Raw genomic sequence first — 24187 nt, forward strand, 5'->3', positions numbered from 1 at the left:
GACGGGCGGCTGGTCGGTCGGTCGACTACTCGGCCGAGTGGCGGCCGTGCGGGTGGTCGCCCTGGTCCGGCCGGGAGGCACGGCTCGCCTCCGCCGGGTCGGCCTGCGGCGCCGGCGTGGTCGCGTCCGGGGCGGACGCGGCCGATCCGTCGGCCGGTGCGGCGTGCGCCGGACGGGTCCGGATGGTGCCCGTCGTCGTCGGCGGCTCGTCCACCGGCGCGGCAGCCGAGTGCGCGCCGTGGGTCGTGGCGTCGGGCAGCGGGGCACGGGTGTCCGCGGAGGCGGGAGCCGAACGTCCGTCGGACGCGACCGGCGTGGCGGGGGAGGCCGTGCCTCCCGGCCGGTCCTGACGGGGGACCGTCACGTCCGGCGAGGTCGGGACCACGTCCATCGACCCCGTGTGGGGCGTGACGAGCGAACCCGTGTTCGCAGCGGCCTCCTGCGCGTCGGCGGTGAGGCGGTCCTGCCCGCCCTTCGCGGCGTTCGCCTGCTCCTGCAGTGCCGACACCTTCCGGAGCGGTGAGACCCGGAAGAACCAGGTGAGCACGAACGCGAGCAGGATCACGCCGAGGCCGACGTAGTAGACGGTGACCGCGGAGCTGCTGAAGCCGACGAGGAACGACCGGGTGAGCCGCGGGTCCGCGCCGTTGAGGAACGACGTGTCGCTCGTCGTCGAGGAACTCGACGAGCTCGTCGTGCCCTTCTCGAGCTGCTTCTTGATCGTCGGAGCGACCTCGTCGACGACGTTCCTGCGCTGCGTCGCGTTCGAGTAGTCGACCTGGACCGTCCCGTCGACGACCTCGGCCTTCGCCTGGGACGCGACCTGCTCGAGCGCCTGCTGCTCGGCGTCGGGCTTGGCTGCCGCGACCTGCTCGGCGATGACGGAGTCGGCGGAGGCTGCCGGGACCTGTCCGGCGGCGACGGCCTGCTGGACCTTCGCGGTGACCTGCTTCGTGACGGCCTCGTCCGCGGCGGCCTTGGCCTTCGCGGCGCCCGCGTTGAGCTGGTCCTGCACGTTCGACTGGATCGGGTCGACGATCTTGTTCCAGATCTGGTCCATGACCGCCTTGTTGTCCGCTGCGTTCGCGACGGACGGGGTCAGCGCGGCATTGAGGCTGCTCTTGAGCGTGGACTCGTTCTGCAGCGCCGTCGTGATGTTCGTCGGCATGAGCGAGAACAGGACGGAGAGCAGGACGGCCGTGCCCATGGTGCCGCCGATCTGGCGGAAGAACGTCGCGGCGCTCGTGGCGACACCGATGTCGCGCGGGGACACCGAGTTCTGCGCCGCGAGGGTCAGGGTCTGCATGAGCTGGCCGAGCCCCAGGCCGATGCCGAACATGCCGAGCATGAGGAACCACAGCGGGCTGTCCGCCGTGAGGAACGTCAGCACCGTGAAGCCGATCGCGGTGAACGCCGTGCCCGTGACCGGGAAGACCTGGTACTTGCCCGTGCGGGAGATGATCTGACCCGAGGCGATCGACGCGATCATCAGGCCGAGGACCATCGGCAGCATCGCGAAGCCGGACTCGGTCGGCGTGACGCCCTTCACGATCTGCAGGTACAGCGGGATCGTGAGCATCGCGCCGAACATGCCGAACCCGACGAGCACGCTGAGGACCGCGGCCATCGAGAAGACGTGCGAGTCGAAGAGCTTCAGCGGCAGGATCGCGTTGTCGCCCATCGCCCGCTCGACGATGACGAACGCGATGAGCCCCAGGAGACCGATGGCGTAGCAGGCGATCGACCCGGCCGACCACCAGCCCCAGTCGCGGCCCTGCTCGGCGACGAGGAGCAGCGGGACGAGGGTGACGATGACGAGTGCCGCACCCCACCAGTCGATGCGGGGCTTGCCGCGGTCGCCGAACTTCGGCAGGTGCAGGAACGTCGTCACCATGATCAGCGCGATGATGCCGATCGGGACGTTGATGAGGAACACCCAGCGCCAGCCGGCGATGAACACGATCTCGTTCGCGCCGGCGAACAGGCCGCCGACGAGCGGGCCGATCACGGACGAGATGCCGAACACCGCGAGGAAGTAGCCCTGGTACTTGGCGCGCTCACGCGGAGCGAGCATGTCGCCCATGATCGCGAGCGGGAGGGACATGAGGCCACCGGCGCCGAGGCCCTGCAGGGCGCGGAACCCGGCGAGCATGAGCATCGAGGTCGAGAACGACGCGAGCAGCGACCCCACGATGAAGATGCCGATCGCGGTGAGGAACAGCGGGCGGCGACCGAAGATGTCGGAGAGCTTGCCGTAGATCGGCGTGGTGATCGTCGACGCGATCAGGTAGCCGGTCGTCACCCACGCCTGCTGGTCGAGGCCGTGGAGGTCGTCACCGATGGTGCGGATCGCGGTGCCGACGATCGTCTGGTCGAGGGCACCGAGGAACATGCCGGCCATCAGGCCGTAGATCACCAGCAGGATCTGCCGGTGGTTCATCACGGCGTTCGAGGACGTCGTGGGAGCCGCGGGTGCGGTCGCGGTCTGGGTCATGAGCAGGTCTCCCGAAACTTTGCGCTGGGTGCAAAGTTACAACCTCCGCAAGGCGAAGGTCCGCCCGGAGCCCGTTCCTGAGTGGATCGGCAGACCTCCGGCTGCTGCCGACCAGCCGGAGGGTACGCCTGCGTCCCGCTACGCGCCGAGGGCTGCGTCGACGATCTCCTTGGCCTCGCGCTGCACCTGCTCGAGGTGCTCCTGCCCGACGAAGCTCTCGGCGTAGATCTTGTAGACGTCCTCGGTGCCGGACGGCCGAGCTGCGAACCACGCCTTGTCCGTGACCACCTTGACGCCGCCGACCGCCGCGTCGTTGCCCGGCGCCTTCGAGAGCTTGGCGGTGATCGGGTCGCCCGCGAGCGTGTCCGCGGCGATGGCGTCGCCGTCGAGCTTCGACAGGCGGGCCTTCTGCTCCTTGCTCGCCGCGGCGTCCACCCGCTGGTAGACCGGCGCGCCGAACCGCTCTGTCAGCTCGGCGTAGAGCTGCGACGGGGTCTTGCCGGTCACCGCGATGATCTCCGACGCGAGGAGCGCCAGGATGATGCCGTCCTTGTCGGTCGTCCATGCGGTGCCGTCCTTGCGCAGGAAGCTCGCACCGGCGGACTCCTCACCGCCGAACGCCACCGAGCCGTCGATCAGGCCCGGTACGAACCACTTGAACCCGACCGGGACCTCCCACAGCCGGCGTCCGAGGGACTCCGCGACCCGGTCGATGATGCTCGACGAGACGAGGGTCTTGCCGATCGCGGCGTCGTCGCGCCACTCCGGCCGGTGGGCGTACAGGTACTCGATCGCGACGGCGAGGTAGTGGTTCGGGTTCATCAAGCCGCCGTCCGGCGTCACGATGCCGTGCCGGTCGGAGTCGGCGTCGTTGCCCGTCAGCACGTCGAACTCGTCCTTGCGGGCGACCACCGACGCCATCGCGCTCGCGCTCGACGGGTCCATGCGGATCTTGCCGTCCCAGTCGAGGGTCATGAACGCCCAGGTCGGGTCGACCTCGGGGTTCACCACGGTGAGGTCGAGGCCGTAGTGGTCGCGGATGCGCTCCCAGTACAGCAGGGACGCCCCGCCGAGGGGGTCGGCACCGATGCGGACGCCGGCGCGCTTGATCGCGTCGATGTCGATGATGTTCTCGAGGTCGGCCACGTAGGAGCCGAGGTAGTCGTAGCCCTCGGCCGCGGTGTTGTCCTGGCGACGCACCTCGGCGTTGCCCCCGGCGATGATGGCGTTCGCGCGGTCGGCGATCCAGCTGGTGGCGTCGCTGTCGGCCGGGCCACCGTGCGGGGGGTTGTACTTGAAGCCGCCGTCGCGGGGCGGGTTGTGGCTCGGGGTGATGACGATGCCGTCCGCCGTGTCCGGGTTGCCGGCGCGGTTGTAGGCGATGATCGCGTGGCTGAGGGCCGGGGTCGGGACGAAGCCGTCGGCGCTGTCGGCGAGCACCCGGACGCCGTTCGCCGCGAGGACCTCGAGCGCCGTCCGCTCGGCCGGGGCCGAGAGCGCGTGGGTGTCACGACCGATGAAGAGCGGGCCGTCGGTGCCCTGCTGGGTCCGGTACTCGACGATCGCCTGCGTGATCGCGGCGATGTGGGTGTCGTTGAACGCGGTGTCGAGGGACGAACCGCGGTGCCCGGAGGTCCCGAACACGACCTTCTGCTCGGGGACGGAGACGTCCGGGACGCGCTCGTGGTACGCGGCGAGCAGGGCGTCGAGGTCGACGAGGTCGTCGGCGGTCGCAGGGGTTCCGGCGCGGTCGTTCATGTGCCCATCCTGGCACCCGGTGGTGGTGCGCGTGCTGGTCGTCCGTCCCCGGCGCGCGCGACGGACCGTGCGACGTCCGCCGGAACGGAGCGAGCGGCCGCCCGAGCCGGATCGGTAGGGGGACGATCCGGTGGGCGACCGCTCGCGGTCTGTGGAGTGGCGCTGTCCGAGGTGGGGTCAGGCCGTGCGGAAGGAGCCCGTCGCCGTGCGGAGCGAGCCGGTCGCGGTCCGGAACGAACCCGTCGCCGTCCGGACCGGACCCGTGGCCGTGCCGCGACCGGACTGCGTGTCGACGAAGCGTCCGAGCGGTCGGGCGACGGCGACACCCGTGTAGGTGCCCAGCGGACGCTGTGCCGCGGTCACGGTGTAGGCGCCGAGTTCGTCGCGCCGCGTGGTGCCGCTCACGTACGAGCCGCCGAAGGGGAAGTCGCGGTTCTGCATGTGAACGATGGTACCGCCGTGTCTTGCATCATGCAAAACAAACGGTTGCGCGATGGGCCTGGTCAGGCGATGAGCTCGCAGAACGTCCGGCCCTCGGCCGTCCAGCTCTGCCGGGCGAGCAGCCCCGCGTCGGCCGCGTGGCCGTGGAGAGCGTCGAGCCCGGTCTCGGCCCACGGGAACGCGGCGCTCTCGTGTCCGTCGGCGTCGACCACCCGGGCGGTGTACGTCCGGTCGGCGTCACGGTCCGGGTTCGTCTCGACGACCACGCGGCCGCCGACACGCACGATCGCCCGACACCGGGCGAGGAGCGCCGTCGGGTCGCCGCCGATGCCGATGTTCCCGTCGATCACGAGCGCGGTGTCCCAGTGGCCCTCGTCGGGCACCGGGTCGAAGACCGAACCCTGCACCGCCCGACCTCCGGAACGGCGGGCGATCGCGACGGCCTCGGCGGAGACGTCCACGCCGAGCGACGGCAGGCCCACGGCCCGTGCGGCGACGAGCATCCGACCCGGGCCGCAGCCGATGTCGATGACCGGACCGTCGGCGTCGTCGAGCAGCGACCGGTCGACACGGTCGGCGGCGGCGCTCCAGCGTCCGACGTCCATCGTCGTGACCGTGCCGGGTCGGCTCGGGTCGGTCAGTCGGAGGCGTCCGTCGGAGCGGAGGGCACGAGCGTACGGCTCGCCGCCGCCTGCGCCGAAGGTCATCGGGGCGTGCATGGTCATCGGGCACCTCCGGAGGTCGTGCGTTCGGACGCCAGGGCGGCGGCGAACGCGGAGTCGGGCGCGAGTTCGGCCACTCGGTCGGCGTCGGCGATCTCGTCCACGTCGAGCAGGGGTGCGAGGTCACCGACGTCGAGTCCGGCGTCCACCAGTCGGGCGCGCTGCACCGCCCCCGTGTCGTCCTTGGACATCGGCACACCGCGGATGAGCGCACCGTCGGGCACGTGCAGGTACAGCGCCCAGAACCCGCCGTCCTCCGCCGGTCCGAACCAGGCGTCGCGCTCCGGCTGCTCGAACACCGCGGCGACGTCCGCCGGGCGCACCTGCGGCGTGTCCATGCCGACCAGGAGCAGCGGCCCCTGGACGGCGTCGAAGAGGGTGCCGAGGCGCTCGTCGAGGTCACCGGTCGGCTGGGGCAGGACGTGGAAGCCCTCGGCCGCAGCCGGGACGACCTCGCCGTCGAAGAACAGGATCCGACGGGCGGCCGGCAGCGCGCGCACCGTCGCCAGGGTGTCGGACAGGCTCGCGGCTGCGACGCGGGCGGCGCCCTCGGGGCCGAGCGCCGGGATGAGACGGGTCTTCACGCGACCGGGCAGGCACTCCTTGGCGACCACCGCGACCGTCACGGCGGTCACGAGCGCGCCCCCTCGACGGGACCGGCCACGCGCTCGAGGGGAGCGGTGTCGGCGGCGGTGGGGCGTGCCTCCAGGCCGGTCGTGCCGGTCGTCGTGGGTGCTGCCGCGTCGGGGGTGGCGTCGGTGACCGTGCGGGGACGGTGCTCGCCGGAGCGGTAGGCACGGAGGAGGCGCGACATGTCGCGGATCGCGTTGACCGTGCCGCGGAGCGTGCCGGTCACCTTGCTGTCACCGATGCGTTGCGCGTAGCCGATGTCGCTCTCGTCGACGCGGAGGCCGGCGGCGTGCGCCGCGAGGACCATCTCGAGCGGGTAGCCGCTGCGGCGGTCCTGCAGGTCGAGCGCGACGAGCTGCTCGCGGCGCATCACGCGCATCGGCCCGAGGTCGCGCAGCCGGTAGCCGGTGGCGCGACGCATGAGGACGGCGAGCACGCGGTTCGCGAAGCGTGCGTGCGGTGCCCACGCACCGCGCGAGGTCGGGACGCGGCGGCCGAGTGCGAGGTCGGTGCGACCCGACGCGACGCGGTCGAGCAGGCCTGGTAGCTCGGCAGGGTCCATCGAGGCGTCCGCGTCGCAGAACGCGACGAAGTCGGCGGTGGCGGCGGCGACGCCCGCGGCGCACGCGGAGCCGAATCCGCGGCGGGGCTCGGTGACGACCGTGGCGCCGTGCGCGCGGGCGACGTCGGCCGAGCCGTCGGTCGAACCGTTGTCGACGACGATCGCCCGGTAGCCCTGCGGCAGCCGCCCGATCACGCGGGGGAGGGCGTCGGCCTCGTCGAGGCACGGCAGGATCACGTCGACGTTCATGCCGTCTGTTCGGTGCGGACGGCCGGATCGACGGGGGTCACCGTGCGGATCGGGGTTCGCGGGACTCGCGGGCGTCGTCGACATGGTCCCCACGGTGCCCGGGCGGCCTGACCGGAACCGGGCCGGGCTGTACCCCGGTGTCCGGATACGGTGTCCCCCGATGTGGGGTGGCGGGGTCGCGGCGGCGGGTCGGGCCGCGGCCGGGCCGGGCCGGGTCGTGGCCGAGTCTCGTGCTGCCGGACAGTTCTCGCGCTCCGGAACGCGAGACGTGTCCGCCTGCGCGAGAGTCGGGGTGTGCTGCGCGAGACTCGGGGCGCGGCCACACGAGACTCGGGGCGCGCGGCCGCGAGCCACGCCGCGCCTCAGCGCACCGCGGCCCGCAGCGGCGCCGTCGCGAACTCGCGCATGCCCCGCTCGAAGTCGACCTCGGCGCGCCACCCGAGCTCCCGCCCGATGCGCTCCGACGACGCGGTCACGTGCCGGACGTCCCCGAGCCGGTACTCGCCGGTGACGATCGGCTGCGGCCCGTCCGGCCCGGCGATCGCGGCGGCCATCTCGCCGATGGTGTGCACGGTGCCCGAGCCGACGTTGTACGCCCGGAACGAGTCGTCCGGCAGGTCGGCCGTCGCCGCGATCGACGCCGCGTTCGCGCCCGCGACGTCGTCCACGTGCACGAAGTCCCGCCGCTGCCGGCCGTCCTCGAACACCCGGGGAGCCTCGCCCCGCGCGAGCGCCGAGCGGAACAGGGACGCGACACCGGCGTACGGCGTGTTGGCGGGCATGCCCGGCCCGTAGACGTTGTGGTACCGGAGCGCGATCGCCCGGCCGCCGGTGGCCCGCGCCCACGAGGACGCCAGGTGTTCCTGCGCCACCTTCGTCTGCGCGTACACGTTGCGCGGGTCGAGCGCGGCGTCCTCGTCGATGAGGCCCGGCACGAGCGGCTCGCCGTCGGCACCGATCGGGTCGAAGCGTCCGGCGTCGAGGTCCTCGCGGCGGCGCGCCGGCGGCCGGGTCGGGTCGCCGGCAGCGGTGGCGTACGCCCCTTCGCCGTAGACGACCATCGAGCTCGCGACGACGAGCCGGCCGATGCCGTGCCGGTCCATCGCGGCGAGGACGTGCGCCGTCCCGGTGTCGTTCGAGGAGACGTAGTCGGGGGCGTCCTGGAAGTCGACGCCGAGTCCGACCTTCGCGGCCTGGTGGCAGACGACGTCGACCCCGTCGAGGGTGGCGTCGAGCACGGCATCGTCACGGACGTCGCCGCGTACGAAGTCCACGCCCGCGGGCACGGTCGCGGGCTGGCCGGAGGCGGCCGGACCGGACGCCGCGCCCGCGCCCGAGCCGGACGCCGCGCCCGCGCCGGACGCCGCGCCGTCGCCGTGCACGTCGGCCCGCAGCGAGTCGAGCACCCGGACCTCGTACCCCTCGGCCAGCGCCCGCCGGACGATCGCGGAGCCGATGAACCCCGCGCCCCCGGTGACGAGCAGCCGGGTCACGCGGACGCCCCCGGCCCGTTCACCGGCAGTGCCAGGACCGACGCGCTCGCGGTCGTCGGCACGAGCTCACGCGGCGTGAACTCCTCCGGGATCGCTGCGACGATCGACCCGATCGCCCGCACGATGACCTCGTTCGCCCGCTTGAGCCGCTCCATCACCGCTGCGTGCGTGACCGGCTCGTCGTCCGGCCCCGCCGCGAGCTCGAGGCCCGCGTCGGCGTCGGTCACGAACGACAGGTTCACCGTGCCGATGCCGAGCTCCGCCGCGAGGGGGACCTCCGGTGTCATCGTCATGTTGATCGTGTGGCCGCCGGCCTCGCGCATCCAGACCGACTCGGCACGGGTCGAGAACCGCGGGCCCTGGATCACGACGCACGTGCCGGTCGTCCGGTGCGGCACGCCGAGTGCGGCGACGGCCTCGACGGCGGCGGCGCGGAGGACCGGGTCGAAGGGGTCGGCGAACGACAGGTGCTGCACGTCGTCCTCGAAGAAGGTGTCGGAGCGGCCCCAGGTGCGGTCGATGAGCTGGTCCGTCACGACGAAGGTGCCGGGTGCGTAGTCCGGGTGCAGGCCGCCGACGGCGCTCGACGAGACGATCGCCCGGACGCCGAGCGACCGCAGGGCCCAGGTGTTCGCACGGTGGTTGATGCGGTGCGGTGCGACCGAGTGCGACCGGCCGTGCCGGGTGAGGAACGCCACACGTCGGCCGGACATGGTGCCGATGCTGATCGGGCTGGAGGTCTCGCCGAACGGCGTCGCGACCGTCCGCTCCTCCGCCGTGCCCGCCTCGAACAGCTCGTACAGGCCCGATCCACCGATCACACCGATCGTCACGTCGTTCTCCACAGGTCCTCCGAATCGTCCTCGGCGCGGGTTGCGCGCTGGATACGCTACTGACGCTCCCTGACGGCGGTTCCGTCGGGCAGCTCACGTCCCCTTGCTCCGTCCACGACTTCGGAGGGCCCTGTGCGAACGATCGGTCGACACGCCGAAGCGGTGGCTGCCCTGCTCGCCCCGGTCACCGAGCAGCTCACGCCCGGCACGTCCGACCGTTCCTGCCTGGAGGCCCGGCGCACCGTCGACCTCGCCGCCGACGCCCGCGCCGGGGCACGTCGTCGGCTCGCGACACTCGTCGTCGCACCGGTCGCGCTCCCCGCGTTCGACAACAGCCAGATGGACGGCTTCGCCGTCCGCGCCGCCGACGCCGGCCGGGCCCTCACGGTCGCTGCCCCGATCCCCGCGGGCCGGGTCCCCGCCCCGCTCGCGCCCGGTGCCGCCGCGCCGATCATGACCGGTGCGCGGATCCCCGACGGGGCCGACGCCGTCTTCCCCGTCGAACGCACCGACGTCGGCGCGTTCCCCGCGGCGTTGACGCTCGACCGCGTCCACGTGCCCGACGACGTCACCGCGGGGGACTTCGTCCGCACCACCGGCTCCGACCTGCCCCGGGGCGGGGTCGTGGCCGAGGCCGGGGCGTTCGTCGCCCCGGCGCTCCTCGGTGCGCTCGCCGCAGCCGGCGTGGAACAGGTCGACGTCGTCCGGCCGGTCCGGGTGCTGGTCGTGAGCACGGGCTCCGAACTCGTCGGTGTCGACGTCCACGGTGCGGGCATCGGCGACGCGAACGGCGTGGCGCTGACCGCCGCGCTCGCCGAGGTCGGTGCCGAGGCCCGCACCGTCGTGGTCCCCGACGACGAGACCGCGTTCCTCGCGGGCGTCACCGAGGCCGTCGGCGACTGGGCCGACCTCGTCCTGACGACCGGTGGGATCAGCGCGGGTGCGTACGAGGTCGTGCGGCAGGCGCTCGAGCCGCGCGGGCTCGAGGTGACGCCGGTCGCGATGCAGCCCGGTGGCCCGCAGGCACTCGGGACGGTGACGTTCGGCGACCGAGCCGTCCCCGTGGTCGCGTTCCCCGGCAACCCCGTCTCGGCGCTCGTCTCGTTCGAGGTGTTCCTCCGCCCGGTGCTCGCCCCGCTCGTCGGGCTGCCCGCCGACCGCCCCGTGCAGGTGCTGCCCGCGGCCGAGGCCGCCGTCTCACCCGAGGCCAAGCACCAGGTCCGACGCGGCAGGGTGGAGGACGGCCGTGTCCACCTGGTCGGCGGCCCGAGCTCACACCTCCTCGCGCACTACGCCGCCGCGACGCACCTCGTCCACGTCCCCGTCGGCACCGCCGCCGTCGAACCGGGTGATCCGCTCACCGTCTGGAGTCTGTAGATGACCGACCTCTCCCACGTCCGCGCCGACGGATCGGCTCACATGGTCGACGTCTCCGACAAGGACGTCACCGACCGCTCGGCCACCGCGACCGCGACCCTCGTGACCCGGCCCGACGTCGTCGCCCGGATCATCGACGGCTCACTGCCCAAGGGCGAGGTCATCGGCACCGCGCGCATCGCCGCGATCATGGCGGTGAAGAAGACCTCCGACCTCGTCCCGCTCTGCCACCCGCTGCCGATCTCGGGGGTCCAGGTCGACATCACGGGCGCCGACGACCGCGTCGTGGTCGAGGTGTCCGTCCGCACCACCTCACGGACCGGCGTCGAGATGGAGGCCCTGACCGGCGCCAGCGTCGGCGCGCTCACGGTGTACGACATGGTCAAGGCCGTCGACCGGGCAGCGACCATCACCGACGTCCGGGTGCTCGAGAAGCACGGCGGCCGCTCGGGCGACTGGGAGGCAGACCGATGACGTCCGAACCGACGAGGGGGCGAGCCGGCGTGCTCGTCGTCTCCACGCAGGCCGCGGCGGACCCCGCACTCGACCGCACCGGGCCGGTGATCGCCGCCTGGCTCCGCGAGCACGGCTTCACGGTGGCGGAACCGACGATCGTTCCCGACGGTGGTCCGATCGCGGAGACGATCACGGGCGAGGTCCTCGCCGGCGCCCGGGTCGTCATCACCACCGGCGGCACGGGCGTCACCCCCACCGACCGCACGCCCGAGGCCGTCGCACCCCTGCTCGACCTCGAACTCCCCGGGATCGTCGAGGAGATCCGGCGCCGGGGCCTCGCCGGGGCCGGACCGACCGCACTCCTCAGCCGCGGAGTCGCCGGGATCGCCGCCGGCGGAACGTTCATCGTCACGCTCCCGGGGTCCCGAGGCGGCGTGGCCGACGGGCTCGACGTCCTCGGCGGACTGCTCGACCACGTGCTCGCCCAGCTCCACGGCGACGGACACGCACCGCGGAGCGCCTCGTGACCGGGGCGCAGGCTTCCGGGCGGGTCCTGCTCGCGGACGTCGTCGACCGCGACGTGACCGTCGAGGAGACGAGCACCGCCGTGGCCTCCGACCGTGACGGCGCCGTCGTGACGTTCGCCGGGGTCGTCCGCGACCACGACGGCGGCAAGGGCGTCACCGCGCTCGACTACGAGGGGCACCCGACGGCGGCCGCCGTGCTCCGCGAGGTCGCCGAGACGATCGCAGCGGACCACCCCGACGTCCGGATCGCTGTGCTGCACCGGGTCGGAGCCCTCGTCGTGGGAGACGTCGCGCTCGCCGCCGCGGTCGCCTCGCCGCACCGGGCACAGGCCTTCGCTGCCTGTGCGGCCCTCATCGACCTCGTGAAGGAACGCACCCCGATCTGGAAGCACCAGCGCTTCCTCGACGGCTCCGACGAGTGGGTCGCCGCCCTCTGACGGATCCTCGGGCCACCTGGTTGGCTGGAGGCCGCGGCGAGCAGCGATGAGGGGCACGATGACCGACACCGTCGAACGGGCTGAGCAGCGGTGGGCAGCGGCCGAGGCCCGAGCGCTGGACGTGCTCGCGCTGCCGGCCCCACGCCGGTTCTCCGTCGCTCGCGCGACCGCGCTGCTCGTGCTCCCCGCGATCCTCGTCCTCGTCGTGGGCCGCACGTTCCCACCGGACTCGACCGGCCGGTGGGTCGTCGCGTGGAGCGGGCTGGTCGCGTACACGATCGTCCTCGTCGCGTCCCTGGTCGTGGCGGCGCGGGACCGCCGACGCGGCCGCGTGTCGCCCCCGGTGACGGACGTCCTGCTCCCGCGGGAGCAGGACGCGGTCCGCCGCGTGATCCGCGAGCGCGAGCGGGCACCCGAGGACCGGCTCGAGGTCGTCCGCGCCACGGCGCTCCAGCGGGTCCGGACAGCGTCCACCGTGCTGCCCGCGGCGATCGTCACGATCGGCGCCGCCGCTGCGCTCGTCGCCGGTGACTTCTGGGTACTGAACGCCGGATGGGCCGTGGTGGGGCTCGGGTCCGGGGCGATCTCGATCCGCTCGGCGTCCACGGCGCAGCGGTACCTCGACCACGAGGCCGAGTGACCCACGCGCGACCGGTCGCACCCTGGCGACGAGCCTGTACGCCGTCGCAGGAGACCGTTGCCCGATCGCAACCGCGGCACGCATTCGGGGCGTAGCCGGGCTCTCGGCCGGTCCATAGAATTCGACCTCATGAGCGTGCTGCTGTACGGGGCGGGGACCCTCCTGCTCGTCTTCGCCCTGATCGACATCCTGACGAAGACCGACGCCGAGATCCGCGGGCTGCCGAAGCTCGCCTGGGTCCTCATCTGCATCTTCGTCCCCGTCGTCGGCCCGATCGTGTGGTTCGCCGTCGGCCACGACTGGGCACCCGGCGAGCGGAACCACGGCCGCTACCTCGATCCGGTCCGCCACGAGGACCGGTACGCCACCCTCGGCGAGGCCCGGTCGGCCCACGGCGACAAGCGCGTCAGCGGCACCGAACAGGAACTCGCCGACCTCGAGCGCGAGATCGAGTACTGGGAGGCGCAGGCGCGCCTGAAGCGCGCGAAGGAAGCAGCCGGCGAAGGCGACGCGACCCCGTCGAGCTGAGCCGCGCCTCCAGGCCGTCCCGCCGGAACGACCGCGACGCGACCGCGACCGCGCCCGCCGCGCGCCCCCGTACCCTTGTCGGGTGGCTCATCTCCTCGGCGCCGAGAACCTGCATCTCGAGTTCCCCACCCGTGTCGTCTTCGACAGCGTCACCCTCGGCATCGACGAGGGCGACCGCATCGGCGTGGTCGGCCGGAACGGCGACGGCAAGTCGACGCTCCTCGCGCTCCTCTCGAAGCGGATCGAGCCGGACGACGGCCGGGTCACGCACCGGCGCGGCCTGACGGTCGGGTACCTCGACCAGCGCGACGTCCTGCCGGCGGGCGCGACCGTCGGCGCGACCGTCGTCGGCGACCGAGCCGAGCACGAGTGGGCCGGTGACCCGACGATCCGCGACATCATCGGCGGCCTCGTGTCGGACATCCCGTGGGAGGCGAACGTCGACGACCTCTCGGGGGGCCAGCGACGACGCATCGCCCTCGCGAAGCTCCTCGTCGGCGACTGGGACGTGCTGTTCCTCGACGAGCCGACGAACCACCTCGACGTCGAGGGCATCCAGTGGCTCGCCGACCACATCAAGCGTCGGTGGTCCGCGAACCAGGGCGGTCTCGTCGTCGTGACGCACGACCGGTGGTTCCTCGACGCCGTGTCGACCGACACGTGGGAGGTCCACGACGGCATCGTCGACCCCTTCGAGGGCGGGTACGCGGCGTACATCCTCCAGCGCGTCGAGCGTGACCGGCAGGCGGCGGCGTCCGAGCAGCGCCGGCAGAACCTCGCCCGCAAGGAGCTCGCGTGGCTCCGTCGCGGCGCACCCGCCCGGACCAGAAAGCCGAAGTTCCGCATCGACGCGGCGAACGCCCTCATCGACGACGTCCCGCCGATCCGCGACACCGTCGCGCTCTCGCAGATGGCGACCGCACGCCTCGGCAAGGACGTCGTCGACCTGCTCGACGCCGGTGTCACGTTCGGCGACGACGTCATCCTCCGTGACGTCGAGTGGCGGATCGCGCCGGGGGAGCGGACCGGCATCCTCGGGCCGAACGGCGCGGGCAAGTCGACGCTGCTCAACCTGGTGTCCGGCAAGCTCCAGCCCACCACGGGCCGAGTGAAGACCGGCAAGACCGTGCAGGTCGCGGTGCTCGACCAGCAGCTCGCCGACCTCCAGCAGTTCGCCGACGACCGGGTGCGCGAGGTCGTCGCCCGCAAGAAGACCTCCTACGTCGCCGACGGCAAGGAGATGACGCCGTCGCAGCTCCTCGAGCGCCTCGGCTTCACCTCCGCGCAGCTCTCGACGCCGGTCAAGGACCTCAGCGGTGGGCAGAAGCGACGGCTCCAGCTCATGCTCATCCTGCTCGACGAACCGAACGTGCTCATCCTCGACGAGCCCACGAACGACCTCGACACGGACATGCTCGCCGCGATGGAGGACCTCCTCGACACCTGGCCGGGCACGCTCCTGGTGGTCTCGCACGACCGCTACCTGCTCGAACGCGTCACCGACCAGCAGTACGCCGTGCTCGGCGGGCACCTCCGGCACCTCCCCGGCGGGGTCGACGAGTACATGCGGTTGCGTGCGTCGGGCTCGGTGCCCGCGACCGCGTCGGCGGCTGCCGCCGCTGCTGCCGGGAGGCCCGACACGGCAGGCGGGACCGGCTCGGCCGGCAACGTGGCCGGGTCGGCGGGCGGGGCCGGGGCCGGGGCCGCGGGTGCTGCTGCTGCGTCCGGTGCGTCCGGCATGCCGGCCGCTGCGGCCGCGGCCGCCGCTCCGGCGCTCTCGGGTGCGGAGCGTCGGGCGGCGGAGAAGGAGATGTCGGCGCTCGACCGCCGGATCGCCCGCGTCGGTGCCGACCGGCAGGAGGTCCTCGACGCGTTCGCGGCGCACGACCAGTCCGACTACGCGGGACTCGGTGCGCTGCAGGCGAAGCTCGGGGCGCTCGAGGCCGAGGTCGAGCAGCTCGAGGAGCGCTGGCTCGAGGTCGCGGAGCAGCTCGGGGTGTAGTCCGATCGGTGACTCCGGTCGTGCGGCGAGCCCGTCAGACGGCGGGTGAGGCGTCCGCCGGGTCGCCGCCGCCCGGGTTCGCCACGACCTCCCAGAGGTGGCCGTCCGGGTCCTGGAAGAAGCCGGAGTACATGCCCCACGGACGCGTGTACGGCGCAGCGAGCATCGTCGCCCCCGCGGACCGCGCCCGGTCGAGGAACGCGTCTGCATCGGACTGCGAGCCGACGAAGTGCCCGATGGTCGAGGTCGGACCGTGCGGGAGGTCGACGCCGGAGTCGAGCGCCATGTCCTCGCGGGCGTACACGCTCACGATGAGTCCGTCGTCGAGCGTGAACATGGCCGTCGTCCCGCCCGCTTGCGAGTCCGTCCGCGGGTACTCGGTGCCGATGACGCCGCTGCCCTCGATGCCGAGCAGGTCGCGGTAGAACGCGGCCGAACGCTCGACGTCGGCCACGGCCAGGGTGATCGCGTGCATGGCCGCAGGCTAGTCCGCTCGGGCGTGGTCGGTCGCGCCCGGTTGCGCTCAGTCGCGCCCGGTTGCGCTCAGTCGCCCAGGCCGAGGATCAGCCGTCGCAACAGGGCGGACAGCTGCGCCTGTTCCGGGCCGGCGACCTCGTCGAGGATCCCGCGTTCGGCGTCGAGCAGGTCGGCGATCGCGGCGTCCACCGCCTGCCGTCCGGACACCGTCAGCGACACGAGGATCCCGCGTCCGTCGCGCGGGTCCGTCCGGCGGCTCACCAGACCACGTGCCGCCAGCCGGTCGACGCGGTTCGTCATCGTGCCGCTCGACACCAGTGTCTGCTGCAGCAGGGTCTTCGGGCTCAGCTCGTACGGCTCGCCCGCTCGCCGGAGCGCCGACAGGACGTCGAACTCCCACGGCTCGACCCCGCTCGCGTCGAACGCTGCACGGCGTGCCCGGTCGAGGTGTCGCGCCAGCCGGTCGACCCGCGAGAACACTTCGAGCGGGGCGAAGTCGAGGTCGTCCCGCTCCCGGCCCCACGCCGCGACGATCCGATCGACCTCGTCCTCCTGCGGCATCCCCCCATCTTGGCCGAACCGGGAGCGCACGGCCACCGACCGGGGCATGGGAGGATGGTCGGGCACTCGGTGGGCTCCACCCCGCCGGGTGTGTTCCGCCTTGGTGTAACGGCAGCACGACGGCCTTTGGTGCCGTTAGGTCCGGGTTCGAATCCTGGAGGCGGAGCGCTCCGGCCAGGCGTGCACGGCGGGCCGCCCCCCCGTTGGCGAAGCGGCGTCCCAGGTGCTGCACTGGCATGCATGACCACCACCGTCGACGTCCCGGACACCAGTGCCCTCCGAGCCGTCGTCACGACCCTGTCGTCGTGGCAGCGAGACGCCCCACTCGTGCAACTGCACCCCGGCGACCTCGGGTGGGCCTGGCGGCACGGAGCCACATCGGTGGCCGCCGCTTCGCGGGTGTGGTCCGACGACGGCGTGATCGTCGCGATCGGCTTCCTCGACGGTCCTTCGGTCCTCCGGATGACGGTCGCACCCGAGCGCTGGGCCGACCCCGGAGTCGCCCGTGTCATCTCCGAGGGTCTCTCCCGCGCAGATGACGAACGGTTCCCGGCCGGTGCGCTGTCGGTCGAGGTGCCCACCACGACGGCGGTCCACGAGCACCTCGCGTCGACCGGGTGGGCAGCCGGCGAAGCCTGGACGCCGCTCGCCCGCGACCTCTCCGATCCGGTCGACCTGCCGCTGCCGGGCTTCCGCGCCGAGGTCGTGGACGCATCGAGTGTCGCCGATTTCACGACCGTCCACCGGTCCGCGTGGGGCAACGCGAGTTTCACCGCCGAGCGCTGGCAGACGATGGTCGGTGGGACGCCGTTCGACGCGGGCTTCTGCCTGCTCGGACGGGACGGCTCCGGCGCCCCCGTGGCCGGGGTGACGGTGTGGGGCGCGGGCAACGGCCGACCCGCGATCCTCGAGCCGATGGGCGTGCACGCGGACCACCGTGGCCGCGGGTTCGGGCGAGCGATCTGCACCGCGGCCGCCGCGGTGCTCCGGGAGCGCGGCGCCTCGATCGCGTGGGTGTGCACCCCGAGTTCGCTGCAGAGTGCGGTGGCGACCTACCGGTCGGCCGGTTTCTCGCCGTTGGAGGAGCGCTTCGATCGGGTGCGGCCGGTGTGAGGGGCAGGCCGCTCCGTCACGAGTGCGCCGGCGACGGACTGCCCGCCGCCGCCCGCAACGCCCCCACCTCCTCGCGCACGAACGGCCCGAGCGCCGCCCCCGCACCCGCGACCGTCCACCGCTCGAACCCGTCCCAGTACCCCCGCACGGCCGTCCCGGCGAGCACCGTCGCCCGGTGCGCGGGCACACCGCGCTCCTGCAGTGCCGCCCCGAGCGCCTCGGTGACGACGAACCGCTTGTAGACGTACCGCTCCCGGAGTGCCTCGTGCGTCACCGTCAGCGCCGTGATCGCCGCGCCGATCGCCTGCTGCTCGGGCACGTGCGCGGCCACGAGGGCGTCGAGCACGTCGTCGACCACCTCCACGTCCGTGCGGTCGGCAGGGGCGTCCCGCACGACGCGCGAGACGGTCTCGACCGTGGCCGCCTGCCCCTGGAACAGGATCTCCCGCTTGTCGGGGAACTGCCGGAAGAGCGTCGCCTTCGTGAGCCCGGCCCGCTCGGCGATCTGCGCGGCGGTCGTGGCGTCGTAGCCCTGCTCGGCGAAGAGGTCGAGCGCCGCACGCAGGAGTCGTCCGCGCGGATCGGGTTGCCAGCGTGCCATCGGCTCATGCTAGCCGATGCGACTTAGTCGCATCAGGTGTACGGTGACGATACCAAGTCTCATCACCGCGACGGCGCCCACGAGAGCGGCACCGGACAGGAGTCAGCACATGCAGGTCTTCATCACGGGAGCGTCCGGCTGGATCGGCAGCGCCCTCACCCGCGACCTCGTCGGTCAGGGCCACGAGGTCACGGGGCTCGCCCGCTCCGACGCCTCCGCCGAGCGCATCCGGTCGGCGGGTGCCCGTCCGGTCCGGGGCGACGTGTCCGACCACGCCCTGATCGTCGAGCAGGCCCGGCGTGCGGACGCGACGGCCCACCTGGCGTTCACGCTCGACTTCGACGCCTTCGACGAGACGATCGACAACGAGGTCGCCCTGCTCGCCACCCTCGCCGATGCACTCGCGGACAGCGGCAAGGCCTTCTTCGCCGCGTCCGGCACACCGACGAACCCGACCGGGGTCGCCACGGAGGACGACGCGCTCGACCCCGACGGTCCCGCCGGGGCACGATCGCGGACCGCCGCCGCGGTCCTCGCGCTCGCGGACCGTGGCATCCGGTCGGGTCTCGTCCGGATGCCACGGACGGTGCACGGCGCAGGGGACCGCAACGGCCTCATCGCCTCGCTCGTGCAGCTCGACCGGCAGCTCGGCGTCGCCGCGTTCGTCGGTGACGGTGCGAACCGGTGGCCGGCCGTCCACGTCGAGGACGCGGCGCGACTCTTCCGGCTCGCCCTCGAGTCCGCGCCGCCGCGGTCGGTGCTGCACGCCGTCGCCGAGGAGGGGGTGCCGATGCGCGCCGTCGCCGAGTCCGTCAGCCGGCAGACCGGCCTGCCCGCGCAGGCGGTCGACCCCGCGACGCTCGGCGTCTTCGGCGCGCTCCTCGGGGGCGACCAGCCGGCGTCGAGTGCGCGCACGCGCGCGCTCCTCGGCTGGGAGCCGACGGGCCCGACGCTCCTCGAGGACCTGGACGCCGGGTACTACACGACGTCGGCCGACTGACCGACGCGGGTGCGGGGCACAGCCTGGAGGCCCGGATCACCGCAGCAGGTCTGCGTGCGGTGATCCGGGCCTCCCGTCCGTCAGCGCCGCTCGGCGGCCGCTGCGCGGCGCTCGTGCTCCGGCTCGACGATGGTGCGGACCGCCTCGGTCGAGATGCGCTCCGGCGCCGCCGGAGTGGCGCCGTGGTCGTCCGCGGACATCGTGCGCTCGTCGAAGGGCGCCGCGCCGGACAGCACCCGCTCGACCTGCTGCTTGTCGATCTGCCGGGTCCACGTGCCCACCAGCACGGTGGCGACGGCGTTGCCGGTGAAGTTCGTGAGCGCGCGGGCCTCGGACATGAACCGGTCGATGCCGACGATGAGCCCGACGCCGTTCACGAGGTCCGGCCGGTGCGCCTGCAGGCCGCCCGCGAGCGTCGCGAGGCCGGCGCCGGTGACGCCGGCGGCGCCCTTCGAGGCGATGATCATGAAGACCAGGAGCGAGATCTGCTCCGGGATGTTCAGCGGGGTGCCGAGCGCGTTCGCGATGAAGAGCGACGACATGGTCAGGTAGATCGCGGTGCCGTCGAGGTTGAACGAGTACCCGGTCGGGACCGTCACGCCGACGACCGGCTTCGAGACGCCGAGGTGCTCCATCTTCGCGATGAGGCGCGGCAGGCTGACCTCGCTCGAGGACGTCGAGACGATGAGCAGGTACTCGCGGCCGAGGTACTTCATGAGCCGGAAGATGTTGACCCCGGTGACGATGCGGAGCAGGACGCCGAGCACCCCGACGACGAAGACGATGCACGTGATGTAGAAGGCGACCATGAGCGTGCCGAGGGCCACGAGGGCAGCGACGCCGGTCGCGCCGACGACCGCGGCGATCGCACCGAAGGCGCCGACCGGGGCGACCCACATGACCATCGCGAGGATGCGGAACACGAGTGCCTGCAGGTGCCGGATGCCGGTCAGGATCGGCGCCCCCTTCTCGCCCATGGCCTGCAGGGCGAAGCCGACGAGCAGCGCGACGAACAGGGTCTGCAGGATGCTGCCGCTCGTGAGCGAGGACACCAGGGTGGCGGGGATGATGCCGAGCAGGAAGCCCGACGTCGACGACGCGCTCTCCTCCGAGCCGGCCGGCAGCTCGTACGTCGCCTTCGACATGTCGAGGTGGTCGCCCGGGTGGATGAGGTTGCCGACGACGAGGCCGATCGCGAGCGCGAACGTCGACATCGCGACGAAGTAGCCGAGCGCCAGGCCGCCGACCTTGCCGACCGTCGCGGCCTTGGCGATGGACCCCACGCCGAGGACGATCGTGCAGAAGATCACCGGCGCGATCATCATCTTGATGAGGGCGATGAAGCCGTCGCCGATCGGCTTGAGGCCGACCGCGAAGGCCGGGGCCGCGAGACCGACCACGATGCCGGCGACCACCGCCACGATGACGGCGATGTACAGCCAGTGCGAGCGGTCCAGGCCGCGACGCCGCGTGGGGCGCGTGCTGGACGGGTGCGTCGATGCCATGAGACTTCCTTGTCGTCGGGACCGGCGCGTCGTCGCACCGGTCGGCTCGTCCTCTCGGGAGTGGGGACACCCTCGCCCTTCCGGACAGCGCACGTCGACTTGTGTTCATTGCGTTCACGGCCGTGCTGCGCGATCGGCCCGCGGTGCGCGAGGATGGGTCTTCCCGCAACGAGGCGAGGAGGGCAGGACAGTGGCACCGAAACGGTGGAGCATCGCCACACGGTTGTTCGCGCTGCAGCTCGTGTTCGTGGTCGTCGGGGTGGTGGTCGGCGGGGCCTGGAGCTGGTCGTCTGCGCGGGCCGACCTCGAGACCGACGCCGCGGAGAAGTCCGAGGCCGTGGCGGTCTCGATCGCCCGCAACCCGTTCGTCGTCGAACAGGCCACCACCGCCGACCCGTCGGAGCGGCTCGAGCCCTACGCCCTCGACCTCATGCGCCGCACCCACACCGACTTCATCACGATCATGGCGCCCGACCGCACCCGGTGGACCCACCCTGACCGTGCCGAGATCGGGCAGCCGTTCCGGGGCACGATCGCGCCCGCCCTCGCAGGGGACACCTTCACGGAGACGTTCACCGGGACCCTCGGCCCGTCGGTGCGTGCGGTCACACCGATCACCGACGGAGACGGTCGGGTCATCGGGCTCGTGGCCGCGGGGGTGACCGTCGCCAACATCTCGACGGCGCTGCTGCCGCGGCTGGTGTCCGTCGTGCTGCTGGCGCTCGCCGTCGTCGCGGTGTCGGCCCTGTTCTCGTGGTCGCTCAGCCGGTACCTCGGCCGGGTCACCGCTGGTCGCGGGCCCGAGGAGCTCGCGCGGGTGTTCGCGTCGTACGAGGGCGTCCTGCACTCGGTCCACGAGGGGCTCGTCGTCATCGACCGCTCGGGCGACGTCGTGCTGCACAACGACCGCGCCGCCGAGCTGCTGCACCTGTCGGCCCCGGTGGACGGCCAGCGCCCGGTCCCGCTGGCGTCGCTCGACGTGCCCGAGGAGCTGCGGACCCTGCTCGCCTCGGGCGACCGTGCCGTCGACGAGACGTACGCGACCGCCGACCGGGTGCTCGTCGTCAACCAGGAGATGGCGTTCTCCCGCGGGTCCTCCCGCCCGCTCGGGACCGTCGCCACGATCCGGGACCAGACCGAGCTGCTGCACCTGTCAGGCGAGCTCGCGGCGACCCGGACCCTGACCGACGCACTGCGCTCGCAGACGCACGAGTTCGCGAACCGGATGCACGCCGTGGTCGCGCTCCTCGAGCTCGGGCGGGTGGACGAGGCGATCCGGTTCGCGTCCGACGAGCTCGACCGGCACGCGGATGCGCGCGGCGGTGCGGACCTGCGCGCGCCCGGCGGTGCCGCCGCCGAGGTGGGCGCGGACGTGGGCGCGTCCGGCGGTGCCGCCGCCGAGGCGGAGACCCCTGCCGACGTCATCGCGGCGGTGCTCGACGGCAAGCGAGCGCAGGCGCATGAACGCGGGGTGACCCTGACCGCGCGCACGAGCGGGCTCACGGCGCCCGTGGCGGCCGCACCCGGCGACGTCATCACCGTCCTCGGCAACCTCGTCGACAACGCCGTCGACGCGACCGCCGAGCGCCGCGGCACCGTGACCGTCACGGTGACCACCACCGGCGGCCACACCCGGTTCGTCGTCGAGGACGACGGCCCCGGCATCCCCGACCTCGACGCGGCCTACGGACGCGGATGGTCCACCAAGTCCGCGGGTCCGGAGGGGCGCGGCTTCGGCCTCGACCTGGTCCGGTCCGCCGTGGCGCGCATCGGCGGGGAGGTCACCGTCAGCACGGGTCCCGACGGCAGCAGGTTCGTGGTCGACCTCACACCGGGGCGGGTGCCCGCGTGACCGACACCGTCCGGGTCCTCATCGTCGAGGACGAACCCCTGACCGCCGAGGCGCACGCCGCGTACCTGGCGCGTCTCGACGGCTTCACGGTCGTCGGGTCGGCGGCGACCGGGCGCGCGATGCTGGCCGCCGTCGCCGCCGAGCAGCCGGACCTCGTCCTGCTCGACCTCAACCTGCCCGACGCCCACGGCCTGCAGCTCGTCCGTGCACTCCGCACCGCCGGGTCCGCCGTCGACGTCATCGCCGTGACCGCCGCCCACGACGCCCGCGGGGTGAAGAACGCGATCGCGCTCGGCGTCGTGCAGTACCTCGTCAAGCCCTTCAGCTACCGCACGTTCGCCGAGCGCCTGACCACCTACCGCGAGTTCCGGCGCGGGTTCGAGGACCGACGGTCCCTCACCCAGGCGGACATCGACCAGAGCCTCGGCTCGCTGCGTCCGACCGCGCCGCCGGACCACGAGAAGGGGATCGCCCGGGAGACGCTCGACGCGGTCCGGGCGCACCTGACACGCTCCGACCAGGCCACCTCGGCGTCCGAGGTCGCCGACGCGCTCGGGATCTCGCGGGTGACCGCACGCCGCTACCTGGAGCACCTCATCGGTGCGGGGCAGGCCGGCAAGGACGTGCGGCACAGCGGCCCCGGCCGACCGGAGTACGCGTACCGCTGGCTCCGCTGACGGCCGGCAGGTGACCGGCTGACGCCGGGACCGGCCGCGGCCTGGAGGCACGACACGCGTCGGACGCGTGTCGCGCCTCCAGGCCGTGGTGGCGGGAGCAACGGTCAGCGCTCGGCCGCGCTCTGCTCCGGACGGGGGATCAGGTCCGGGGCGACCACCCGAGTTCCGGGCCGAGGTGTTCGGCGATGTCGGTCACGATCTGGGCGTAGTCGTCGGCCTCGAAGGAGAACGGCAACGCGAAGGCGACCTCGGTCGCGACCTGGAAGCCGGCGTCCGCGCGGAGACGGTCTGCGATCTCCGCCGACGACCCGACGAGGTCGGCGGCGAACAGCAGCCCTGCCGGACCCTGGGGGACGCCGACGCGTCCGGACCGTGCCTCGGCGTACGCGCGGTAGCGGGCCACCTGCTCGGGTGTGGCGCTGTCGGTGGGGATGACCACGAGGCCCTGCGACACCCGCGCCGTGCTCGGGTCCGGGTGGGCGTCGAGGTACGCCTCGACCTGGGCGCGCTGGTTCGTGGCGAAGTCGGTGCCGACCTCGCTCCGGGTCACGCTGGAGGTGAGCAGGTGGAAGCCGTTCCGGGCAGCCCAGACCGCGGACCGTGTGCTGCCGGTGCCGTACCAGAGCCGATCGACGAGGCCGGGGCTGTGCGGCTGGACGGTCGTGGCGAACTCCTCGATGCCCCGGCGCTCGGCGTGGTCGACGACCGCGTCGCCGCGGACGAGGTCGCGGAAGCGCAGGAGTCGGGCGTCGCCGAAGTCCTCCAGCTCCGCCGTGTCCGGGTGGATCGCGTCGCGGTACAGGTCGTAGTTCATGGGGGTGCCCGACGAGAACCCGGGGTTGAGCCGCCCGCCGAGGAGAACGTCGACGGTGCCGAGGTCCTCGGCGAGCCGGAACGGGTTCTCGGCGCCGATCGGTGTGACGGCCGTGCCGAGGTGGATGCGCGCGGTGCGCTGGGACACGGCGGCGAGGAGCGCGACGGGGGAGGAGATGCCGTGCTGCAGGTGGCGGTGCCGCAGCCACGCACTGTCGTAGCCGAGGGATTCCGCTCGCTCGATGACACGGAGGGTCTCCTCGTGCCCGCGCCCCGGGTGTGCGGGGTCGAAGGTGCCGATCGTGAGGAAGCCGAGTCGTGCGAGGGGCTGACCGTCGTGGGGCATGGGTCGATCGTCGCAGACACCGCACCACTGCACCGGGCGGACGGTGTGGCCCCCGTTCTGGGTAGACAGATCGGTTTGTCCGCCGTTCGGTGG

At 73.0% G+C, this 24187-nt stretch carries 24 protein-coding genes, 1 tRNA gene and 1 pseudogene; 13 read left to right on the forward strand and 13 right to left on the reverse strand.

Annotated elements, in window-relative coordinates:
• Positions 1 to 25: 25 nt before the first annotated feature.
• The 8 genes from ACRQ4C_RS03710 to ACRQ4C_RS03745 form a co-directional block, all read right to left on the reverse strand.
• Positions 26 to 2494 carry a DHA2 family efflux MFS transporter permease subunit gene (locus ACRQ4C_RS03710; protein WP_439690172.1) on the reverse strand — a complete coding sequence of 823 codons (2469 nt, stop codon included), beginning with the start codon at positions 2492 to 2494 and terminating at the stop codon, positions 26 to 28.
• Positions 2495 to 2632: 138 nt separating this feature from the next.
• A complete protein-coding gene (pgm, locus tag ACRQ4C_RS03715) occupies positions 2633 to 4252 on the reverse strand; it encodes a phosphoglucomutase (alpha-D-glucose-1,6-bisphosphate-dependent) (RefSeq protein ID WP_439690173.1) in 1620 nt (539 codons plus the stop codon).
• 177 nt (positions 4253 to 4429) lie between these two features.
• Positions 4430 to 4693 (reverse strand): hypothetical protein, encoded by a 264-nt coding sequence (locus tag ACRQ4C_RS03720; RefSeq protein ID WP_290132752.1) that lies wholly within the window; start codon positions 4691 to 4693, stop codon positions 4430 to 4432.
• A gap of 62 nt (positions 4694 to 4755) precedes the next feature.
• The gene (locus tag ACRQ4C_RS03725) at positions 4756 to 5418 is read right to left on the reverse strand and encodes a methyltransferase domain-containing protein (RefSeq protein ID WP_290132751.1); all 663 of its coding nucleotides are present in this window, start codon (positions 5416 to 5418) and stop codon (positions 4756 to 4758) included.
• Positions 5415 to 6050 carry a TIGR04282 family arsenosugar biosynthesis glycosyltransferase gene (locus ACRQ4C_RS03730; RefSeq protein WP_439690174.1) on the reverse strand — a complete coding sequence of 212 codons (636 nt, stop codon included), beginning with the start codon at positions 6048 to 6050 and terminating at the stop codon, positions 5415 to 5417. The genes ACRQ4C_RS03725 and ACRQ4C_RS03730 overlap by 4 nt, the downstream gene beginning before the upstream one ends.
• Positions 6047 to 6856: a glycosyltransferase family 2 protein gene (locus ACRQ4C_RS03735; protein WP_439690175.1), complete on the reverse strand. Its 810-nt coding sequence runs from the start codon at positions 6854 to 6856 to the stop codon at positions 6047 to 6049. Before ACRQ4C_RS03735 ends, ACRQ4C_RS03730 begins: the two co-directional genes overlap by 4 nt.
• A 362-nt stretch (positions 6857 to 7218) precedes the next feature.
• Positions 7219 to 8349, reverse strand: a complete 1131-nt coding sequence (locus ACRQ4C_RS03740; RefSeq protein ID WP_439690176.1) for an NAD-dependent epimerase/dehydratase family protein — start codon at positions 8347 to 8349, stop codon at positions 7219 to 7221.
• Positions 8346 to 9194 (reverse strand): MTAP family purine nucleoside phosphorylase, encoded by an 849-nt coding sequence (locus ACRQ4C_RS03745; RefSeq protein WP_439690177.1) that lies wholly within the window; start codon positions 9192 to 9194, stop codon positions 8346 to 8348. Before ACRQ4C_RS03745 ends, ACRQ4C_RS03740 begins: the two co-directional genes overlap by 4 nt.
• Before the next feature lie 150 nt (positions 9195 to 9344).
• Here ACRQ4C_RS03745 and ACRQ4C_RS03750 point away from each other — a divergent pair, with 150 nt between their 5' ends.
• The 8 genes and pseudogenes from ACRQ4C_RS03750 to ACRQ4C_RS03785 all read left to right on the forward strand — a co-directional run bounded on the left by ACRQ4C_RS03750 (position 9345) and on the right by ACRQ4C_RS03785 (position 15149).
• Positions 9345 to 10559, forward strand: coding sequence for a molybdopterin molybdotransferase MoeA (locus ACRQ4C_RS03750; protein ID WP_439690178.1), 1215 nt, complete (start codon positions 9345 to 9347; stop codon positions 10557 to 10559).
• Entirely contained in the window at positions 10560 to 11033 is a 474-nt protein-coding gene (gene moaC / locus ACRQ4C_RS03755) for a cyclic pyranopterin monophosphate synthase MoaC (RefSeq protein WP_290132745.1), read from the forward strand.
• Positions 11030 to 11542, forward strand: a complete 513-nt coding sequence (locus tag ACRQ4C_RS03760) for a MogA/MoaB family molybdenum cofactor biosynthesis protein (protein ID WP_439690179.1) — start codon at positions 11030 to 11032, stop codon at positions 11540 to 11542. The genes moaC and ACRQ4C_RS03760 overlap by 4 nt, the downstream gene beginning before the upstream one ends.
• The gene (locus ACRQ4C_RS03765; RefSeq protein ID WP_439690180.1) at positions 11539 to 11979 is read left to right on the forward strand and encodes a molybdenum cofactor biosynthesis protein MoaE; all 441 of its coding nucleotides are present in this window, start codon (positions 11539 to 11541) and stop codon (positions 11977 to 11979) included. Before ACRQ4C_RS03760 ends, ACRQ4C_RS03765 begins: the two co-directional genes overlap by 4 nt.
• 58 nt (positions 11980 to 12037) lie before the next feature.
• Entirely contained in the window at positions 12038 to 12619 is a 582-nt protein-coding gene (locus tag ACRQ4C_RS03770) for a hypothetical protein (protein ID WP_439690181.1), read from the forward strand.
• A 129-nt stretch (positions 12620 to 12748) separates the two neighbouring features.
• Positions 12749 to 13147 carry a PLD nuclease N-terminal domain-containing protein gene (locus tag ACRQ4C_RS03775; RefSeq protein WP_439690182.1) on the forward strand — a complete coding sequence of 133 codons (399 nt, stop codon included), beginning with the start codon at positions 12749 to 12751 and terminating at the stop codon, positions 13145 to 13147.
• Positions 13148 to 13331: 184 nt separating this feature from the next.
• A pseudogene (locus ACRQ4C_RS03780) lies at positions 13332 to 13698 on the forward strand (ATP-binding cassette domain-containing protein); the annotation flags it as partial.
• 23 nt (positions 13699 to 13721) lie between these two features.
• Positions 13722 to 15149 carry an ABC-F family ATP-binding cassette domain-containing protein gene (locus tag ACRQ4C_RS03785; RefSeq protein ID WP_439690941.1) on the forward strand — a complete coding sequence of 476 codons (1428 nt, stop codon included), beginning with the start codon at positions 13722 to 13724 and terminating at the stop codon, positions 15147 to 15149.
• 34 nt (positions 15150 to 15183) lie between these two features.
• On the opposite strand, the gene ACRQ4C_RS03790 is transcribed toward ACRQ4C_RS03785, so the two are convergent.
• Together ACRQ4C_RS03790 and ACRQ4C_RS03795 are read right to left on the reverse strand one after the other, a co-directional pair.
• Positions 15184 to 15624: a VOC family protein gene (locus tag ACRQ4C_RS03790; RefSeq protein ID WP_439690183.1), complete on the reverse strand. Its 441-nt coding sequence runs from the start codon at positions 15622 to 15624 to the stop codon at positions 15184 to 15186.
• A 68-nt stretch (positions 15625 to 15692) separates the two neighbouring features.
• Positions 15693 to 16187 carry a MarR family winged helix-turn-helix transcriptional regulator gene (locus ACRQ4C_RS03795; protein ID WP_439690184.1) on the reverse strand — a complete coding sequence of 165 codons (495 nt, stop codon included), beginning with the start codon at positions 16185 to 16187 and terminating at the stop codon, positions 15693 to 15695.
• A gap of 94 nt (positions 16188 to 16281) precedes the next feature.
• On the opposite strand from ACRQ4C_RS03795, the gene ACRQ4C_RS03800 reads away from it, so the two are divergent.
• Positions 16282 to 16353: transfer RNA gene (locus ACRQ4C_RS03800), tRNA-Gln, on the forward strand.
• Positions 16354 to 16427: 74 nt separating this feature from the next.
• Entirely contained in the window at positions 16428 to 17300 is an 873-nt protein-coding gene (locus tag ACRQ4C_RS03805; RefSeq protein WP_439690185.1) for a GNAT family N-acetyltransferase, read from the forward strand.
• 16 nt (positions 17301 to 17316) lie between these two features.
• Here the strand turns inward: ACRQ4C_RS03805 and ACRQ4C_RS03810 are convergent, their stop codons facing one another.
• Positions 17317 to 17901, reverse strand: a complete 585-nt coding sequence (locus ACRQ4C_RS03810; protein WP_439690186.1) for a TetR/AcrR family transcriptional regulator — start codon at positions 17899 to 17901, stop codon at positions 17317 to 17319.
• A 109-nt stretch (positions 17902 to 18010) separates the two neighbouring features.
• Between ACRQ4C_RS03810 and ACRQ4C_RS03815 the strand changes: the two genes are divergently transcribed.
• Positions 18011 to 18901, forward strand: coding sequence for an SDR family oxidoreductase (locus ACRQ4C_RS03815; RefSeq protein WP_439690187.1), 891 nt, complete (start codon positions 18011 to 18013; stop codon positions 18899 to 18901).
• Positions 18902 to 18981: 80 nt separating this feature from the next.
• Here the strand turns inward: ACRQ4C_RS03815 and ACRQ4C_RS03820 are convergent, their stop codons facing one another.
• Positions 18982 to 20406, reverse strand: a complete 1425-nt coding sequence (locus ACRQ4C_RS03820) for a cation:dicarboxylate symporter family transporter (protein ID WP_439690188.1) — start codon at positions 20404 to 20406, stop codon at positions 18982 to 18984.
• Positions 20407 to 20596: 190 nt separating this feature from the next.
• Here ACRQ4C_RS03820 and ACRQ4C_RS03825 point away from each other — a divergent pair, with 190 nt between their 5' ends.
• Both ACRQ4C_RS03825 and ACRQ4C_RS03830 read left to right on the forward strand, forming a co-directional pair.
• Positions 20597 to 22258, forward strand: a complete 1662-nt coding sequence (locus tag ACRQ4C_RS03825) for a sensor histidine kinase (protein ID WP_439690189.1) — start codon at positions 20597 to 20599, stop codon at positions 22256 to 22258.
• Positions 22255 to 22935: a response regulator gene (locus ACRQ4C_RS03830; protein WP_439690190.1), complete on the forward strand. Its 681-nt coding sequence runs from the start codon at positions 22255 to 22257 to the stop codon at positions 22933 to 22935. Before ACRQ4C_RS03825 ends, ACRQ4C_RS03830 begins: the two co-directional genes overlap by 4 nt.
• A gap of 139 nt (positions 22936 to 23074) precedes the next feature.
• Here ACRQ4C_RS03830 and ACRQ4C_RS03835 read toward each other — a convergent pair whose 3' ends face one another.
• Positions 23075 to 24094 (reverse strand): LLM class flavin-dependent oxidoreductase, encoded by a 1020-nt coding sequence (locus ACRQ4C_RS03835; RefSeq protein WP_439690191.1) that lies wholly within the window; start codon positions 24092 to 24094, stop codon positions 23075 to 23077.
• Positions 24095 to 24187: the final 93 nt, after the last annotated feature.

The organism is Curtobacterium sp. SP.BCp, from assembly GCF_051903255.1.
Taxonomy (GTDB): domain Bacteria; phylum Actinomycetota; class Actinomycetes; order Actinomycetales; family Microbacteriaceae; genus Curtobacterium.

What these genes read in the sequence shown, in the direction of transcription:
- ACRQ4C_RS03820 (WP_439690188.1), bottom strand. Translation starts at nt 20,406, where the DNA reads ATGGCATCGACGCACCCGTCCAGCACGCGCCCCACGCGGCGTCGCGGC.
- ACRQ4C_RS03805 (WP_439690185.1), top strand. Translation starts at nt 16,428, where the DNA reads ATGACCACCACCGTCGACGTCCCGGACACCAGTGCCCTCCGAGCCGTC.
- ACRQ4C_RS03795 (WP_439690184.1), bottom strand. Translation starts at nt 16,187, where the DNA reads ATGCCGCAGGAGGACGAGGTCGATCGGATCGTCGCGGCGTGGGGCCGG.
- moaC (WP_290132745.1), top strand. Translation starts at nt 10,560, where the DNA reads ATGACCGACCTCTCCCACGTCCGCGCCGACGGATCGGCTCACATGGTC.
- ACRQ4C_RS03810 (WP_439690186.1), bottom strand. Translation starts at nt 17,901, where the DNA reads ATGGCACGCTGGCAACCCGATCCGCGCGGACGACTCCTGCGTGCGGCG.
- ACRQ4C_RS03725 (WP_290132751.1), bottom strand. Translation starts at nt 5,418, where the DNA reads ATGACCATGCACGCCCCGATGACCTTCGGCGCAGGCGGCGGCGAGCCG.
- ACRQ4C_RS03710 (WP_439690172.1), bottom strand. Translation starts at nt 2,494, where the DNA reads ATGACCCAGACCGCGACCGCACCCGCGGCTCCCACGACGTCCTCGAAC.
- ACRQ4C_RS03720 (WP_290132752.1), bottom strand. Translation starts at nt 4,693, where the DNA reads ATGCAGAACCGCGACTTCCCCTTCGGCGGCTCGTACGTGAGCGGCACC.
- ACRQ4C_RS03835 (WP_439690191.1), bottom strand. Translation starts at nt 24,094, where the DNA reads ATGCCCCACGACGGTCAGCCCCTCGCACGACTCGGCTTCCTCACGATC.
- ACRQ4C_RS03790 (WP_439690183.1), bottom strand. Translation starts at nt 15,624, where the DNA reads ATGCACGCGATCACCCTGGCCGTGGCCGACGTCGAGCGTTCGGCCGCG.
- pgm (WP_439690173.1), bottom strand. Translation starts at nt 4,252, where the DNA reads ATGAACGACCGCGCCGGAACCCCTGCGACCGCCGACGACCTCGTCGAC.
- ACRQ4C_RS03770 (WP_439690181.1), top strand. Translation starts at nt 12,038, where the DNA reads ATGACCGACACCGTCGAACGGGCTGAGCAGCGGTGGGCAGCGGCCGAG.
- ACRQ4C_RS03760 (WP_439690179.1), top strand. Translation starts at nt 11,030, where the DNA reads ATGACGTCCGAACCGACGAGGGGGCGAGCCGGCGTGCTCGTCGTCTCC.
- ACRQ4C_RS03815 (WP_439690187.1), top strand. Translation starts at nt 18,011, where the DNA reads ATGCAGGTCTTCATCACGGGAGCGTCCGGCTGGATCGGCAGCGCCCTC.
- ACRQ4C_RS03735 (WP_439690175.1), bottom strand. Translation starts at nt 6,856, where the DNA reads ATGAACGTCGACGTGATCCTGCCGTGCCTCGACGAGGCCGACGCCCTC.
- ACRQ4C_RS03775 (WP_439690182.1), top strand. Translation starts at nt 12,749, where the DNA reads ATGAGCGTGCTGCTGTACGGGGCGGGGACCCTCCTGCTCGTCTTCGCC.